We start from the raw sequence: 14,015 nt of genomic DNA on the forward strand, positions 1-14,015 counted from the left end.
AGCAATTGGCGTACCGGAGCGGCCGGCCAAGCCGGGGTCAGCGTGGACGCAACCTGTCTCGGCGGCCCTGCACCACCGCCTTGAACAGCGCTGCCACGGCGGCGGCAAATGCCTCATCGAACCAGGGGTTGGCGCCGCTGACCGCGACAACGATGCCATCCAGGCACACGCTGCCCCATACTTGGCTGTCCTCGGCCTGCAGCAGATGCGGCTTGAGCGCCATGATCTCGTGCGTGGCTAGGCCCGTGCGCCAGCTCACGCGCGCCTTGCCGCGCGCGTAGGCGCCATAGTCCGCATCCCATGCCGCGGGATCGCCGATGCTTTCTTCGTACAGAATCGCGTCGGCGAACTCGCAACTGCCAGGCTGCGCAAGCGGATTCATAACCACCACATGCAGAAAGCCGCTTTCGCCAACGCTGGAGTTGGCCAGTGCGGCATCCAGCATCGGCCGCGCGAGTTGCACGGCCTCTTGCGCGGCGTCACGCTCCCAATAGGCTGGCAAAGGGGTGGCTGGCATGGGGAAATCCTCCAGGGAGATGTAGTTGATGGAGTGGAAACAAGCGGGGGTGCTCGCAGCAAACTGCATACCTGCATACCGCCGTAGCAACCCACCATGTCAATCCGCCAAGGCGAAACGCAGCTTGCCGCGCTGCGCGCACGAACGCCGGATGCTGCGATGCGTATTGACCACGCATAGACCGCATGCGCCAGTACCCCGAACGGCGAACAGGAGACAGACATGGCGAACCCCGCATACAAACGTGTCATGAAGGTGGTGGCAGCCGCCGCCGACGGCAGCACCTACCGCATCGACAAAAACTGTTCGCAACCCCCGGCCGACGCGAACAGCAGTTCCTATTGCTGCCTGCCGGACGGGCAGATCGTGACATGGGAAGGCGATGAGCACTACAAGCTGCCAGATGGCACGATCGTCACGAGGGTGGCATCGAGACTCTGCAATAACGCGCGCTGGCACCGACTGACTTTGATGTGTCTCGCACCAAGCAGCTACATCCCGCGAATCAACAGTCCAACGATGAACAGCACGGCCTCGGCGCCAATCCAGGCGGCTAGCATCAGCCAGAGTCCCCGGCCAGTCTTGGCGTCGCGCCGGGCCGGTATAAACGCTTCAATCCACCGGTACAAGTGCTGCATCGTGCCCCCAGTCGCCAGCACTAAGGAAGAAGTGTGGATCGCGCGTCAGATCGGAGAACTTTTGGCTGACCTTTCGGGAGGGTTCATACCGACAGCGGAAGCCGTCGGCCGAGGCCTCACTGAGGCCGCCAAAATCATAGGCCACGGCAGTGTGTCGGCAGGCGCAGAAGCGATCGGCATTCCGCGCGGCTCATACTCAGCCTGGAAACGAGGGGACACCCGCCCGCCAATCACCGCCCTTCTTGCGGCTGCTGCGGGTGCAGAAGTTGAACTGGTCTCAATCTTTCACGGCGAACTTAGAACGCACCGCGACGAGAAATATCCGAATCTCATGTATCACGTGCGCCACCGTAAGCCACTCTTTACCGAAGCGGATGCCGAAGCCATGATTAAGGCGGCGCTTGAGGAGACTCCTCCGCCAGGAGCTTACGTGATCGCCGATCGGCTCCACATGCATGAGAGGACGCTCACGCGGCGCTATCCGGAATACATGGCGCTCCTTCGCGAAAAGGGGCGAGAATATCGGGAGCGAAAGCGTCTGGAGAGGATGCAAGAGGCGTTGGACTTCATCGAACAGACTGCGCCCAAATTACGTGCAGAGGGGAAGCCTGTAACGTTGGCGCGTCTTGCGAAACTCCACTCGGGGATCTCGTTTCCCACTGACGCGTTCAAATTCGCTTTCGAGGAATTTTCGGAAAGAGAAGAGATAAGAGCGCGACCGAACACTTAATTAAAACAAGGGCTTAACGCGATGGCACCGCGGTGTTTGCCATAACATTGCAGTAATTCCCTGACCACCATAACGTTTCAAACCTGCAAGGTTATGGTGATTTCCACATGCGCCTGAGCGGATCGAAGGAAATCTGGAGCGGGTGATGGGAATCGAACCCACGCTTGAGGCTTGGGAAGCCGCCGTTCTACCATTGAACTACACCCGCGTCGGTGTGTCGTGCCGGGCGCAGGCCCGGCAGAGACAGGGATTATAGCGGGGTTCAGACCGGTGCGCTGCGGGATTCGCGCCCGTTCGCCAAAGCACGGGACGAGCCGCATCGCAAAGAGGCACAGCCGAACCGAGGGCCGGCCGAACGCCGCCGGCCGCGCCCGGTTCGCAGACGATCAGTTGGCCGAAATGTTCGCCGCCTTGACGACCTTGCCCCAGCGATCCAGCTCTTCCTGGGTGTAGGCGCCCAGCTTGGCGGGATCCATGTATTCCGCTTCGGCGCCCTGCTCGGCCGCCTTCTTGCGGAACTCCTCCGTCTTCATGATCTTGGCGATCTCGCCGGTGAGCTTGTCGATCACGGGCTTGGGCGTGCCGGCCGGCGCATACATGGCGAACCACGACGACACGATCAGGTCGGGATAGCCGGCCTCGGCGGCGGTGGGCACGTTGGGCAGCGACGGCAGGCGCTTGTCGCCGGTCACGGCCAGCGCGCGCAGCTTGCCCGCGGCGATGTGGCCGAGCAGCGGCGGCGGCGTGGTGATGGTCATGTCGACGGCGCCGCCGAGCAGGTCGTTCAGCGCCGGGCCCGTGCCCTTGTAGGGGATGTGCGTGATCTGCGTGCCGGCCATCTGGTTGAGCAGTTCGGTGGCCACCTGTTGCAGCGAGCCGTTGCCCGACGAGGCGTAGTTCAGCTTGTTCGGATTGGCCTTGGCATAGGCCACCAGGTCCTTGAGCGACTGGATCGGCAGGTCGGGGCGCACCACCACCACCTGCGGCGCCGACAGGATGTTCGCGACCGGCGCGAAGTCCTTGATCGGATCCCAGCCGAGATTCTGCGTGACGTGCGGCGTGATGGCCTGGAAGCCCGAGTACTGCAGCAGCAGCGTATAGCCGTCGGGCTTGGCGCGCGCCACGGCCTGGGCGGCGATGCCGCCGGACGCGCCGGGCTTGTTGTCGACGACGACGGTCTGGCCCAGGGCCTGCGACAGCGGCTGCGCGATCAGGCGCGCGGCGATGTCGGTGGTGCCGCCGGGCGCGGCCGACACGATCAGCGTGATCGGACGGTCGGGGTAGCTGCCTTGCGCCAGCGCGGCGCCGCTGAAGCCGGTCAGGCCGGCGACGGTGCCGGTGGCGGCGAGCGCGAGCAGCGCGCGGCGGGTCAGGGTCGGTTGTTGCTTCATGATGTCTCCTCTGCGTTTTTTGTGTGTGGGTAAAGCAGATCAGGCGGGCGGAAAGCGCTCGGCCAGCCAGGCCGGCGGTGCATGCGTCGCCAGGCGCGGGCCGGCGGCGAGCAAGGGGTTGCTGAACGCGCGCTGCACCAGCGCGGGCAGGCCGCGCACCACTTCGAGCAGCGGCGCGAGCGTGACGCCGGTGGCCACGCCCATGCAATCGAACATGTGCACCAGCTCCTCGGTCGCCACGTTGCCGCTGGCGCCGGGCGCGAAGGGGCAGCCGCCCAGGCCGCCGGCGGCCGCGTCGAAGCGCGTGATGCCGGTCTGCCAGGCCGCGATGGCGTTGGCGAGCGCCATGCCGCGCGTGTTGTGCAGGTGGATCGTGATGGGCGTGCCGGGAAAGCGTTGCTGCGCGGCCGCGCTCAGGCTCGCCACCTGCGTGGGGAACGCCATGCCGGTGGTGTCGCACAGCGTGATGCCGGCGGCGCCCGCCTCGACCAGGCGGCGCGCCAGGTCGAGCACGTCTTCGGCCGGCACATCGCCGTCGAAGGGGCAGCCGAACGCGGTCGAGAGCGACACGTTCGCCGGTAGCCGATGACGTGCGGCCACGCCGAGAATGTTGGCCAGCTCCGCGAAGGACTGCTCGCGCGTCATGCGCAGGTTGGCGCGGTTGTGCGTCTCGCTGCACGACATGACGAGGTTGAGCTCGTCCACGCCGACCTCCAGCGCACGCTCCAGCCCGCGCACGTTCGGCACCAGCGCGGTGTAGATCACGCCGGGGCGACGCGCGATGCGGCGCATCACGTCCTGCGCGTCGGCCAGGGCCGGAATCGCCTTGGGCGAGGTGAAGCTGGTGACTTCGATGCGCGCGAAACCACAGGCCGACAGCGCGTCCACCAGCGCCACCTTGGCGTCCGTCGGGACCAGCGCGGCCTCGATCTGCAGGCCGTCGCGCGGCCCCACTTCATTGATCTCGATGCGGGCCGGACCGGCCGGCAGCATGGGGTTGCTCATGTCGTTTCCTTGAAACGGGGTGACGCCTCAGGCGATCACTTTGCGGGCGCGCAGCGCGGCCAGCCGTGCCGCGTCGATGCCGGCATCGGCCAGCACCGCATCGGTGTGTTCGCCCAGGCGCGGCGCGCGCGCCTGGATCTCGCCCGGGTTCTGCGACAGCAGCGGGAAGATCGCCGGCATTTCCACCTCGATACCGCTGGCGGCCTGCACGCGGGTGATGGCGCCGCGGGCGCGGTAATGCGGATCGCGCGAAATGTCGGCCACGTTGTAGATGCGGCCGCTCGGCACGTCCGCCTCGCGCATCGCCTCCAGCACCTCGTCGATGCTGCGTGCCGCGGTCCAGGCGCCGATCGCGGCGTCGAGCTCGTGCGCGCGGCGCGCGCGGCCGTCGTTGTGCGCCAGATCCGGATCGTCGCGCAGATCGGCACGGCCGATGCGGCCCATCAACCGGGTGTAGATGGCGTCGCCATTGCCGGCGATCAGCACATAGCCGTCGCGGCACGGATAGGCGTTGGACGGCGCGATGCCGGGCAGCGCCGCGCCGGCCGGCTCGCGTATCGCACCGAACACGGAGTACTCGGGCAGCAGGCTTTCGCTGAGGTTGAAGATGCTTTCGAACAGGGCCGCGTCGATCACCTGGCCGGTGCCGCCGCGCGCATCGCGCTGATAGAGCGCCAGCAGCACGCCGAGCGCGCCGTGCAGGCCGGCGATCGTGTCGCCCAGCGACAGCCCGGCGCGCACCGGGGCGCGGCCCGGCTCGCCGTTCAGATAGCGCAGGCCGGCCATGGCCTCGCCGATGGCGGCAAACCCGGGTTCGCCCGCCTTCGGGCCGGTCTGGCCGTAGCCCGACACGCGCAGCATGATGAGACGCGGGTTGGCCGCATGCAGCGCTTCCCACGACAGGCCCCACTTCTCCAGCGTGCCCGGACGGAAATTCTCGATCAGCACGTCGGCCTGCAGGGCCAGCTCGCGCACGATCTCCTGGCCTTCGGCCTGGCGCAGGTCAACGCACACCGATTGCTTGCTGCGCGACTGCGCCTCCCACCACACCGAGGTGCCCTCGTGCAGCAGGCGCCACTTGCGCAGCGGATCGCCCTGCCCCGGCGGCTCGATCTTGATGACCTGCGCGCCAAAGTCGGCCAGCGTCTTCGCCGCGAACGGGCCCGCGATCAGTTGCCCGAGTTCCAGCACGCGGATGCCGGCAAGAATCTGCCCAGCCATGTCACCTCCAGATCATTGTTCTTGAATGCAGCCTGGAGTGTGCGCGCGCCGGGCGCGTGGCCGGAATGCCCGATGCGTGAAAGGGGGTTTCCGCAAACGCGAAAGCCCCCTGCCCGCTACCCCTGCGCGTCGGCCCGCAGGTGCGCCAGCAGCAGCCGCGCCGCCACCGGCAGGGTCTCGATGTCGCGCGCGCCGAGCAGCAGATCGCGCTGGGCCCAGTCGTCGGTCAGGCCGATCAGGCGGACCTGCATCGAGCGGGCGTGGGGTTCGGCGGCGATGCGGGGCAGGATGCCGATGCCGCCGGTCGCCACCACCATGCGGCAGATCGCGTCGAAGCTGCGCACCTGGATGCGCAGCCGGATGGCCTTGGCCAGCCGCTGGCTCTCTTCCTCGAGGCGGGTCGCGAGCGAGGTCGCGGGCGGCAGGCCCACGTAGTCGAAGTCCAGCGTGTCCGCGAAGGCCACCGCCGCGTGCAGGGCGAGCGGGTGGCGCTGCGGCGTGATCAGCACGAGCTCGTCGAGCCGGTAGCGCACCGTGACCAGCCCGGGCGCCGGCGTGCGGTCGGCGAAGATGCCCAGGTCGGCGCGGTTTTCCTGCAGCGCGGTCACGATGTCGCTGCTGTTCATCTCTTCGAGATGGATGCGCACGGCCGGATGCAGGGCCATGAAGGTGGCCAGGTCCTCGGGCAGGAACTGCGTGATCGACGAGGTGTTGGCGGCGATGCGTACCTGGCCGCGCACGCCCTGCGCGAAATCCGACAGCACGCCCGCCATCTGCTCGACCTCCTGCAGCACGCGCTGCGCGTGGGCCAGGCAGGTCTGGCCCGCGTCGGTGAGCTCGACGCCGGCCGCGTTGCGATAGAACAGCGGCGTGCCGAGCGCGGCCTCGAGGTCGGAGATGCGCTTGCTCGCCGCGCCCACCGCCAGGTTCGAGGCGCGGGCCCCGGCCGAGATGCTGCCGTGGCGCGCAACGGCCACGAACAGCGCCAGGGTCACCAGATCGAAGCGGGCGAAGTTCATGTCAGGCGGCGTCGTCGTCCCACTGCAGCGGCAGGTCGCGCCGCGCGAGCGGATGGGCGATGCGCGCGTTGCCGTGGCTGCCCAGCACCCGGGCCACCACCACGTGATAGCCGTCGAGCCAGCGCGACTGCGCCTGCTTGGCCTCGCGATGCAGCGGCAGCTGCATCAATTGCTGCAGGGCCTCGCGGGTCTCCCAGTAGTACACGTTCGACACCAGGCCCGTGGCGGTGTTCTCCCAGGCCTCCTCGCCGAGATAGCCGGGAATGGCGCGGGCCGCCTGGGCGATGGCCTCGTCCAGCGCGTGAAAGTCGGCGTCGAACTGCCCTTTGGCAAAAGTGAAAGTGGACGAATACATCGGCGCGCTCGAATTCTCCAGGTGTATCAAGGGGGTGCGCCGCGGTGGCGCAAGCGCAGTGTACGGCCATCGCCGCCTGCACGGCCGCGGTACGCACCCCGAGCAAGCCGAGCCAACAGAGCTAGCCGGCCAACCGAGCAGGCCAAGCCCGCCGTGTCAGCCGAGCCAGCCGTGCCAGCCGAGCAGGCCGGGCCCGCAGCCCACCCCAGCCCGCCCAGGCCGCCCCGTCCGCCAGCGGCCGCCCGGCCGGGCCGACCCCGGCCGGGCCGATCCTGGCCGGGCCGATCCCGCCTGGATCCGTCCCCGCCCCCAAGCCCCCCGCCCGCCTACTACAATCCCGACTTATGAATACGAATACTCCCGCGGACAAGCCCGTGAACACCCCCGAACACACCGCCGACGACGCGCAGCCGCTGTCGCAAGGCACGCAAGACGCGCTGGCGCAGGCCGGCCACGCGCCCGCCAGCCCGGGCGCCACCCATATCCGCAGCTTCGTGCACCGCCGCGGCCACATCACGCCGCGCCAGCGCGACGCGCTCGAGCAGCTGATGGACAAGTGGGCCATCCCCTATGCCGCCCGCACGCTGGACGTGCCGGCCGCCTTCGGCCGCCAGGCGCCGACGATCCTGGAGATCGGCTTCGGCATGGGCGAGACCACCGAGAAGATCGCGCAGGCGCGTCCGGGCGACAACTTCATCGGCGTCGAAGTCTTCAACGCCGGCGTGGGCTCGATGCTCTACCGCATCGAGACCTCCAAGATCGAAAACGTACGCATCATCCAGCACGACGCGGTCGAAGTGGTGCGCGACATGATCGCCCCCGACTCGCTCGACGGCGTGCACGTCTACTTCCCCGATCCCTGGCCCAAAAAGCGCCATCACAAGCGCCGCCTGCTGCAGCCGCCGTTCGTGGCGCTGCTGGCCAGCCGCATCCGCCCGGGCGGCTATTTCCACTGCGCCACCGACTGGCAGGACTACGCCGTGCAGATGCTCGAGGTGCTGGGCGCCGAGCCGCTGCTGGCCAACACCGCGGCCGACTACGCGCCGCGGCCCGATTACCGCCCGCAGACCAAGTTCGAGACGCGCGGCCTGCGCCTGGGTCATGGCGTGTGGGATCTGATCTTCAAGCGGGTCTGAGACCCGCGCCGGGCGCGCGCGCCCGTTTTCCATCTGTGTGAGGGTAGCGATGCTGTATCCGGCGCTTGAGCCTTATCGTCACGGCATGTTGGACACTGGTGACGGTCACCAGGTCTATTGGGAGCTCTGCGGCAATCCCCAGGGCAAGCCCGCGGTGTTCCTGCACGGCGGCCCCGGCAGCGGCTGCTCGCCGGTGCATCGCCAGCTGTTCGACCCGCGCCGCTACAACGTCCTGCTGTTCGACCAGCGCGGCTGCGGCCGCTCGCAGCCGCACGCCAGCCTCGACAACAACACCACCTGGCACTTGGTGGCCGACATCGAACGGCTGCGCAGCGAGATCATGGGCGCCGAGAAGTGGCTGGTGTTCGGCGGCTCGTGGGGCTCGACGCTGGCCCTGGCCTACGCCGAGACCCACCCCGACCGCGTGAGCGAGCTGGTGGTGCGCGGCATCTTCTCGCTGCGCCGTTCCGAGCTGCTGTGGTTCTACCAGGAAGGCGCGTCGTGGCTGTTCCCCGATCAATGGGAAGGCTATCTGGCGCCGATCCCCGAGGCGGAGCGCGGCGACATGATCGCGGCCTACCGCAAGCGCCTGGTCGGCGACGATCCCGCGGAGCAGCTGCGCGCGGCCAAGGCCTGGAGCAAATGGGAAGACAACACCATCACCCTGCTGCCCAGCCCGCGCCACCAGCAAAGCCACGCGGCCGACCGCGCGGCCCTGGCCTTCGCGCGCATCGAAAATCACTACTTCGTGCACGCCGGCTTCATGGAAGAAGGCCAGTTGCTGCGCGACGCCCACAAGCTGGCCGACATCCCCGGCACCATCGTGCAGGGCCGCTATGACGTCTGCACCCCGGCGCGTACCGCCTGGGACCTGCACCGCGCCTGGCCGCAGGCCAGGTTTCACCTGGTGCCCGATGCCGGCCACGCCTTCGACGAGCCCGGCATCCTGGCGCGCCTGATCCAGGCCACCGACGGCTACGCCAATCAATAAGGAGTTTTTCAAGATGCACATCACGCTCAACGGGCAGGCGCGCGAGCTCGCGCCCGCCACCACGGTCACCGGCCTGCTCGAGTCGCTCGGGTATGCCGGCAAGCGCGTGGCGGTCGAGCGCAACGGCGAAATCGTGCCCAAAAGCAAGCACGCCGAGACCCCGCTCGCCGACGGCGACGAGATCGAGATCGTCGTGGCGGTGGGCGGCGGCTGAGCCGTCCGTCTGAAAGCGGCGGCGCGCCGGCGCAGCGCGCCGCCCGACTAGCATGTCGTTACACATTGCGCTCGCGCGCGTCCGCCTGCCGCGACCATAATCAGCCCCACTGCACCTTTTTCCCTCAACGCAAAAAGGAATGACCATGGGCTTGCTGAATTTCATCAAGGATGTGGGCGAGAAGCTCTTCGGCGCGAGCGAGGCCAAGGCGGCCACCGCGGAAGAGCTGCAGAAGGAGCTGGCCAAGCACGGCCTGTCCGCCTCGGGTCTGAAGATCGACGTCAACGGCGACACGGTCACGGTGTCGGGCGAAGCCGCCTCCACCGAAGAGGCCGAGAAGATCGCGCTGGCGCTCGGCAACACCGTGGGCGTGGCCAAGGTCGACAACCAGCTCAGCGCCAAGGCCGCAGGCGCCGAGGCCAAGTTCGTGACCGTGCAGAAGGGCGACACGCTCTGGAAGGTGGCGGAAGCCGCCTACGGCAAGGGCCACGGCGACAAATACAAGCAGATCTTCGAAGCCAACAAGCCGATGCTGTCGGACCCCGACAAGATCTATCCCGGCCAGGTGCTGCGCGTGCCGCCGCTCTCTTGAATCCAGGACAGGCCGGCAGACCCCGCAGCGTTTGCCGGTTTGTATCGGGACAGGCTATCCCCGCCATGTCCCGATCGATTCGGCCAGACGCAAGGTCTGGCCGTTTTTTTGGGCCGCGGAACCGCGCGTTGCGCGCGGACCGCGCCGGGCTCAGCGCAGGCCGCCGAACTTGCCCAGGCCCTTCAGGCCGCCCATGGCGCGCATCATCTTCGCCATGCCGCCCTTCTTCATCTGCTTCATCATGCCCTGCATCTGATCGAACTGCGACAGCAGGCGATTGACCTCCTGCACCGGCACGCCCGCGCCCGCCGCGATGCGGCGCTTGCGCGCGGCCTTGATCAGCTCGGGCTTGGCGCGCTCCATCGGCGTCATCGAGTTGAGGATGCCTTCGGTGCGGCGCAGCTGCTTCTCGGCCTGGCCGCCCTGGATCTGGCCCGCGGCCTGCTGGAACTGCGCCGGCAGCTTCTCGAGCAGCGAGCCCATGTCGCCCAGCTTCTTGACCTGGCCCAGTTGCTCGCGGAAGTCGTTCAGGTCGAACTTGTTGCCCGACTTGATCTTGGCCGCCAGCTTCTGCGCCTCGGCAATGTCGATGTTTTTCTGCGCCTGCTCGACCAGCGACACGATGTCGCCCATGCCCAGCACGCGCTGCGCCATGCGCTCGGGATAGAAGGGCTCGATGCCCTCGAGCTTTTCCGAGACGCCGACGAACTTGAGCGGCTTGCCGGTGACGTGACGCACCGACAGCGCCGCGCCGCCGCGCGCATCGCCGTCGAGCTTGGTGAGCACCACGCCGGTGAGCGGCAGCGCGTCGGCAAAGGCGCGCGCGGTGTTGACCGCGTCCTGGCCCTGCATCGCGTCGACCACGAACAGCGTTTCGATCGGATTGACGAGGTCGTGCAGCGCGCGGATCTCGCGCATCATGGCCTCGTCGATGCCCAGGCGGCCGGCCGTATCGAGGATCAGCACGTCGTAGTGATGACGGCGCGCGTGATCGACCGCGTTGCGCGCGATGTCTTCGGGCTTCTGGCTCGGATCCGAGGGCAGGAAGTCGACGCCGGCCTGCGCCGCGACGGTCTTGAGCTGGTCGATGGCGGCGGGACGATACACGTCGGCCGACACCACCAGCACCTTTTTCTTGCCGCTCTTGCGGCCGCCCTGCTGGTGTTCGCCCGCGGCGAGCCAGCGGGCCAGCTTGCCGGTGGTGGTGGTCTTGCCGGCGCCCTGCAGGCCGGCCATCAGGATGACGGCGGGCGGCTGGGTGGCCAGCGACAGCTCGGCCGCGTGGGGGCCGAGATCGCCGCCCATCAGGGTGGTGAGCTCCTTGTGGACCACGCCCACCAGGGCCTGGCCCGGCGTCAGGCTGGAGGAAACCTCTTCGCCCAGGGCTTTTTCTTTGACGCGCGTCACGAAGTCGCGCACCACCGGCAGGGCCACGTCGGCCTCCAGCAGCGCCATGCGCACTTCGCGCAGCATCTCCTGGGTGTTGGCCTCGGTCAGCCGGGCTTCGCCGCGAAGCGTCTTGACGACGCGCGACAAACGTTGAGTCAGGTTATCGAGCATGAGAGGCGTTTCCGCTTACACTAGTTGATTGAATCCCGGCCTGCGGGCGCCACATGCGCACCGGGCCCGTCATCACCCAACGGTTTCTATGTCATCAGGCATTGTATTTCACGCCGTGGCTGCTCTGGCTTACGCCATTCTGGGCGGCTCGATGTGGCGCCGCCTGGCGCAGCGCGGCAGTGTCGAGCAGACCGGGCGCATCGCCCGGGTATGCCTGCTGGGCGCCCTGGTGCTACATGGTATCGCGCTGTGGCAATCCATGTTGGGGACGCAGCATCTGTTCATCGGCTGGGCGCTCGCCATGTCGGCCGCCGTCTGGCTCGGCCTGGTCGTATTCTGGCTCGAAAGCCTGCTGGTCCGCATCGACGGCCTGCAATTGCTGCTGCTGCCCGCCGGCACGCTGGTCACCGCCCTGGCCGCGCTGTTCCCGCAGGGCCAGCTGGTGCCGCACGCCGACAACCCCTGGCTGCGCCTGCACCTGCTGATCGCGCTGGCCGCCTATGGCCTGATCACGATCGCCGCGCTGCAGGCCATGCTGATGGCGCTCCTCGACCGCCACCTGCACCGCCCCCTCGAAGCCCCCGCCGAGCGCAGCATCATCGGCCGCGTGCTCGACGCCCAGCCGCCGCTGTTGATCCAGGAGCAGCTGCTGTTCCGCGTGATCTGGATCGGCTTCCTGGTGCTCACGCTGGCGGTCGGTTCGGGCTCGGTCGCCTCCACCCTCATCTCCGGCAAGCTGCTGCCCTTCGACCACAAGACCGTGTTCACGCTGCTGTCGTGGCTCACCTTCGGCGTGCTGCTGGCCGGTCGCCACGTGCGCGGCTGGCGCGGCCGCGTGGCGCTGCGCTGGACCCTCACCGGCTTCGCCTTCCTCATCCTGGCCTACACCGGCAGCCGCTTCGTGCTCGAAGTGATCCTGCACCGAACCTGACGCATCATGGGCAAGATCCTTTTCTGGGTGCTGGTGGCGCTCGCGGTCATGATGATCGTGCGCATCGCCGGCGCGCGCGCCGCGCAACGGCGCAACGCCCCGCCGGCCGGCCCGGCCCGGGGCGCCAAACCCCCGGCGGTGCGCCCCGCCGAGGCCATGGTGCGCTGCGCCCATTGCGGCATACACCTGCCTCGTTCCGAGGCCGTGCTGCAAAACGGCCAGACCTGGTGCAGCACCGACCACGCCCGCCTCGGCAAGCCCGGCGCCTGAGCGCCAGCCGCTTTCTTTTGCATCCCGCCGAGCACCCGGCATAATGCTGCGATTGCGCGGCGACGCCCCCGTCCGCCGCGCCCCATTCGCACGAGGCCCCGCCTCGCGCCCTGCCGCAGACTTCGTCATGCAATCACTGACTCTGGATCGTCACGGCTGGCTGGTGGCCGGCGCCGGCGCCACCCGCCTGCCCTCGCCCAACACCGACGCCCGGCCGGCCGGCACGCAGGTGAGCCTGCTCGTGCTGCACAACATCACGCTGCCGCCGGGTGAATTCAGGCGCGCGGGCGGCCCCGACTACATCAGCGACCTGTTCCTGAACCGGCTCGACCTGGGCGCGCACCCCTGGTTCGCCCGCCTCGAAGGCCTGCGCGTCTCGGCGCACTTCCTGGTACGGCGTGACGGCAGCATCGTGCAGTATGTGTCCACCGATGCGCGCGCCTGGCACGCCGGCGTGTCGCGCTTCGAGGGCCGCGAGCGCTGCAACGACTTCTCCATCGGCATCGAGATGGAAGGCACCGACACCCTGCCCTTCACGGATGCGCAGTACGCCACGCTGCCGCGTCTCACCGCGGTGCTGCGCGCGCGATACCCGCTGCGGGCCGCGTGGGGCCACGAACACATCGCGCCGGGGCGCAAGACCGACCCCGGCCCCGCATTCAACTGGTCGCGCTTCGGGCGCGACTGCGGCTTTTTCCGGCGCGAGCTGCCGCCGCGCTGAACTCGAGGACTCTGCATCATGTTGAAAATCTGGGGAAGACTGAGCTCGCTGAACGTGCAAAAAGTGATGCTGGCCGTGCGCGAGCTCGCGCTGCCGCACACCTTCGTGGAGGCCGGCGGGCAGTTCGGCGGCCTCGACACGCCCGAGTACGGCCGGCTCAACCCGAACCGGCGCGTGCCGCTGATCGACGACAACGGCTTCGTGCTTTGGGAATCGAACGCCATCGTGCGCTACCTGGCCTCGCGCTACGGCAGCGGCTCGCTCTGGCCCATCGACCCCTGCGTGCGCGCCGACGCCGACCGCTGGATGGACTGGCAGGCCACCGAATGGCAGCCCGCCATGGGGCCGGCCTTCCTGCAACTGATCCGCACGCCCGAAGACAAGCGCAATCCCGAGCTGCTCGCCAAGGTGGTGGCCCAGTCCAACGCCTGCGGCCAGATCCTCGAAAACGCGCTGCAGGGCCGCGAATTCATCGCCGGCGCGCAGTTCACGATGGGCGACATCGCACTGGCCTGCGCCGCGCACCGCTGGCTGGCCCTGCCGATCGAGCGCCCGGAAACGCCGGCGATCGCCGCCTGGTACCGCCGCGTCATGATGCGGCCCGCCACCGCCGGCGTGCTGACGCTGCCGCTGGCCTGACACGCCGCCACATGCACGAAGGGCAGGCCCATGGGCCTGCCCTTGTCGTTTGTGACCGCGCCATCCGTTGCGCGTGCAACCGGAT

The 14,015-nt window shown here is 68.2% G+C and carries 16 protein-coding genes and 1 tRNA gene; 9 read left to right on the plus strand and 8 right to left on the minus strand.

Features of this window, described 5'->3' with window-relative positions:
• Positions 1-37: 37 nt before the first annotated feature.
• On the minus strand, positions 38-517 hold the full coding sequence (locus tag CEG14_RS23405) for a hypothetical protein (protein ID WP_094828805.1): 480 nt from the start codon (positions 515-517) through the stop codon (positions 38-40).
• Between the two features lie 222 nt (positions 518-739).
• On the opposite strand from CEG14_RS23405, the gene CEG14_RS26145 reads away from it, so the two are divergent.
• Positions 740-1,885 (plus strand): hypothetical protein, encoded by a 1,146-nt coding sequence (locus CEG14_RS26145; protein WP_143277268.1) that lies wholly within the window; start codon positions 740-742, stop codon positions 1,883-1,885.
• Positions 1,886-2,019: 134 nt separating this feature from the next.
• Here the strand turns inward: CEG14_RS26145 and CEG14_RS23415 are convergent.
• The 6 genes from CEG14_RS23415 to CEG14_RS23440 form a co-directional block, all read right to left on the minus strand.
• Positions 2,020-2,093: transfer RNA gene (locus CEG14_RS23415), tRNA-Gly, on the minus strand.
• Positions 2,094-2,271: 178 nt separating this feature from the next.
• Positions 2,272-3,276: a Bug family tripartite tricarboxylate transporter substrate binding protein gene (locus CEG14_RS23420; RefSeq protein ID WP_094828807.1), complete on the minus strand. Its 1,005-nt coding sequence runs from the start codon at positions 3,274-3,276 to the stop codon at positions 2,272-2,274.
• A gap of 39 nt (positions 3,277-3,315) precedes the next feature.
• Positions 3,316-4,281 carry a hydroxymethylglutaryl-CoA lyase gene (locus CEG14_RS23425; protein WP_176461324.1) on the minus strand — a complete coding sequence of 322 codons (966 nt, stop codon included), beginning with the start codon at positions 4,279-4,281 and terminating at the stop codon, positions 3,316-3,318.
• 27 nt (positions 4,282-4,308) lie between these two features.
• Positions 4,309-5,502 carry a CaiB/BaiF CoA transferase family protein gene (locus tag CEG14_RS23430; protein WP_094828808.1) on the minus strand — a complete coding sequence of 398 codons (1,194 nt, stop codon included), beginning with the start codon at positions 5,500-5,502 and terminating at the stop codon, positions 4,309-4,311.
• A gap of 116 nt (positions 5,503-5,618) precedes the next feature.
• Positions 5,619-6,521 carry a LysR substrate-binding domain-containing protein gene (locus CEG14_RS23435; protein WP_094828809.1) on the minus strand — a complete coding sequence of 301 codons (903 nt, stop codon included), beginning with the start codon at positions 6,519-6,521 and terminating at the stop codon, positions 5,619-5,621.
• 1 nt (position 6,522) lies between these two features.
• The gene (locus CEG14_RS23440; protein ID WP_094828810.1) at positions 6,523-6,876 is read right to left on the minus strand and encodes an antibiotic biosynthesis monooxygenase family protein; all 354 of its coding nucleotides are present in this window, start codon (positions 6,874-6,876) and stop codon (positions 6,523-6,525) included.
• Positions 6,877-7,220: 344 nt separating this feature from the next.
• On the opposite strand from CEG14_RS23440, the gene trmB reads away from it, so the two are divergent.
• The 4 genes from trmB to lysM all read left to right on the plus strand — a co-directional run bounded on the left by trmB (position 7,221) and on the right by lysM (position 9,809).
• Positions 7,221-8,012 (plus strand): tRNA (guanosine(46)-N7)-methyltransferase TrmB, encoded by a 792-nt coding sequence (gene trmB, locus CEG14_RS23445; RefSeq protein WP_094828811.1) that lies wholly within the window; start codon positions 7,221-7,223, stop codon positions 8,010-8,012.
• A gap of 49 nt (positions 8,013-8,061) precedes the next feature.
• Positions 8,062-9,003 carry a prolyl aminopeptidase gene (gene pip / locus CEG14_RS23450; RefSeq protein WP_094828812.1) on the plus strand — a complete coding sequence of 314 codons (942 nt, stop codon included), beginning with the start codon at positions 8,062-8,064 and terminating at the stop codon, positions 9,001-9,003.
• A gap of 13 nt (positions 9,004-9,016) precedes the next feature.
• Positions 9,017-9,217 carry a sulfur carrier protein ThiS gene (gene thiS / locus CEG14_RS23455; protein WP_094828813.1) on the plus strand — a complete coding sequence of 67 codons (201 nt, stop codon included), beginning with the start codon at positions 9,017-9,019 and terminating at the stop codon, positions 9,215-9,217.
• 145 nt (positions 9,218-9,362) lie between these two features.
• The gene (gene lysM / locus CEG14_RS23460; RefSeq protein WP_094828976.1) at positions 9,363-9,809 is read left to right on the plus strand and encodes a peptidoglycan-binding protein LysM; all 447 of its coding nucleotides are present in this window, start codon (positions 9,363-9,365) and stop codon (positions 9,807-9,809) included.
• 150 nt (positions 9,810-9,959) lie between these two features.
• Here the strand turns inward: lysM and ffh are convergent, their stop codons facing one another.
• Positions 9,960-11,369: a signal recognition particle protein gene (gene ffh / locus CEG14_RS23465; protein WP_094828814.1), complete on the minus strand. Its 1,410-nt coding sequence runs from the start codon at positions 11,367-11,369 to the stop codon at positions 9,960-9,962.
• Positions 11,370-11,457: 88 nt separating this feature from the next.
• Here ffh and CEG14_RS23470 point away from each other — a divergent pair, with 88 nt between their 5' ends.
• The 4 genes from CEG14_RS23470 (at position 11,458) to CEG14_RS23485 (ending at position 13,930) form a co-directional block, all read left to right on the plus strand.
• On the plus strand, positions 11,458-12,300 hold the full coding sequence (locus CEG14_RS23470) for a cytochrome C assembly family protein (RefSeq protein ID WP_094828815.1): 843 nt from the start codon (positions 11,458-11,460) through the stop codon (positions 12,298-12,300).
• A 6-nt stretch (positions 12,301-12,306) separates the two neighbouring features.
• Positions 12,307-12,570, plus strand: coding sequence for a PP0621 family protein (locus tag CEG14_RS26460; RefSeq protein WP_179280662.1), 264 nt, complete (start codon positions 12,307-12,309; stop codon positions 12,568-12,570).
• A 127-nt stretch (positions 12,571-12,697) separates the two neighbouring features.
• On the plus strand, positions 12,698-13,291 hold the full coding sequence (gene ampD / locus CEG14_RS23480; RefSeq protein ID WP_094828816.1) for a 1,6-anhydro-N-acetylmuramyl-L-alanine amidase AmpD: 594 nt from the start codon (positions 12,698-12,700) through the stop codon (positions 13,289-13,291).
• 18 nt (positions 13,292-13,309) lie between these two features.
• Positions 13,310-13,930 carry a glutathione S-transferase family protein gene (locus tag CEG14_RS23485; protein ID WP_094828817.1) on the plus strand — a complete coding sequence of 207 codons (621 nt, stop codon included), beginning with the start codon at positions 13,310-13,312 and terminating at the stop codon, positions 13,928-13,930.
• Positions 13,931-14,015 lie beyond the last annotated feature (85 nt).

It is taken from the genome of Bordetella genomosp. 1, from assembly GCF_002261335.1.
In the GTDB taxonomy this organism is placed as follows: domain Bacteria; phylum Pseudomonadota; class Gammaproteobacteria; order Burkholderiales; family Burkholderiaceae_B; genus Bordetella.

Excerpts from the sequence above, each read along its gene's own strand:
- CEG14_RS23405 (WP_094828805.1), bottom strand. The coding sequence starts at position 517 with ATGCCAGCCACCCCTTTGCCAGCCTATTGGGAGCGTGACGCCGCGCAA.
- CEG14_RS26145 (WP_143277268.1), top strand. The coding sequence starts at position 740 with ATGGCGAACCCCGCATACAAACGTGTCATGAAGGTGGTGGCAGCCGCC.
- CEG14_RS23420 (WP_094828807.1), bottom strand. The coding sequence starts at position 3,276 with ATGAAGCAACAACCGACCCTGACCCGCCGCGCGCTGCTCGCGCTCGCC.
- CEG14_RS23425 (WP_176461324.1), bottom strand. The coding sequence starts at position 4,281 with ATGAGCAACCCCATGCTGCCGGCCGGTCCGGCCCGCATCGAGATCAAT.
- CEG14_RS23430 (WP_094828808.1), bottom strand. The coding sequence starts at position 5,502 with ATGGCTGGGCAGATTCTTGCCGGCATCCGCGTGCTGGAACTCGGGCAA.
- CEG14_RS23435 (WP_094828809.1), bottom strand. The coding sequence starts at position 6,521 with ATGAACTTCGCCCGCTTCGATCTGGTGACCCTGGCGCTGTTCGTGGCC.
- CEG14_RS23440 (WP_094828810.1), bottom strand. The coding sequence starts at position 6,876 with ATGTATTCGTCCACTTTCACTTTTGCCAAAGGGCAGTTCGACGCCGAC.
- trmB (WP_094828811.1), top strand. The coding sequence starts at position 7,221 with ATGAATACGAATACTCCCGCGGACAAGCCCGTGAACACCCCCGAACAC.
- pip (WP_094828812.1), top strand. The coding sequence starts at position 8,062 with ATGCTGTATCCGGCGCTTGAGCCTTATCGTCACGGCATGTTGGACACT.
- thiS (WP_094828813.1), top strand. The coding sequence starts at position 9,017 with ATGCACATCACGCTCAACGGGCAGGCGCGCGAGCTCGCGCCCGCCACC.
- lysM (WP_094828976.1), top strand. The coding sequence starts at position 9,363 with ATGGGCTTGCTGAATTTCATCAAGGATGTGGGCGAGAAGCTCTTCGGC.
- ffh (WP_094828814.1), bottom strand. The coding sequence starts at position 11,369 with ATGCTCGATAACCTGACTCAACGTTTGTCGCGCGTCGTCAAGACGCTT.
- CEG14_RS23470 (WP_094828815.1), top strand. The coding sequence starts at position 11,458 with ATGTCATCAGGCATTGTATTTCACGCCGTGGCTGCTCTGGCTTACGCC.
- CEG14_RS26460 (WP_179280662.1), top strand. The coding sequence starts at position 12,307 with ATGGGCAAGATCCTTTTCTGGGTGCTGGTGGCGCTCGCGGTCATGATG.
- ampD (WP_094828816.1), top strand. The coding sequence starts at position 12,698 with ATGCAATCACTGACTCTGGATCGTCACGGCTGGCTGGTGGCCGGCGCC.
- CEG14_RS23485 (WP_094828817.1), top strand. The coding sequence starts at position 13,310 with ATGTTGAAAATCTGGGGAAGACTGAGCTCGCTGAACGTGCAAAAAGTG.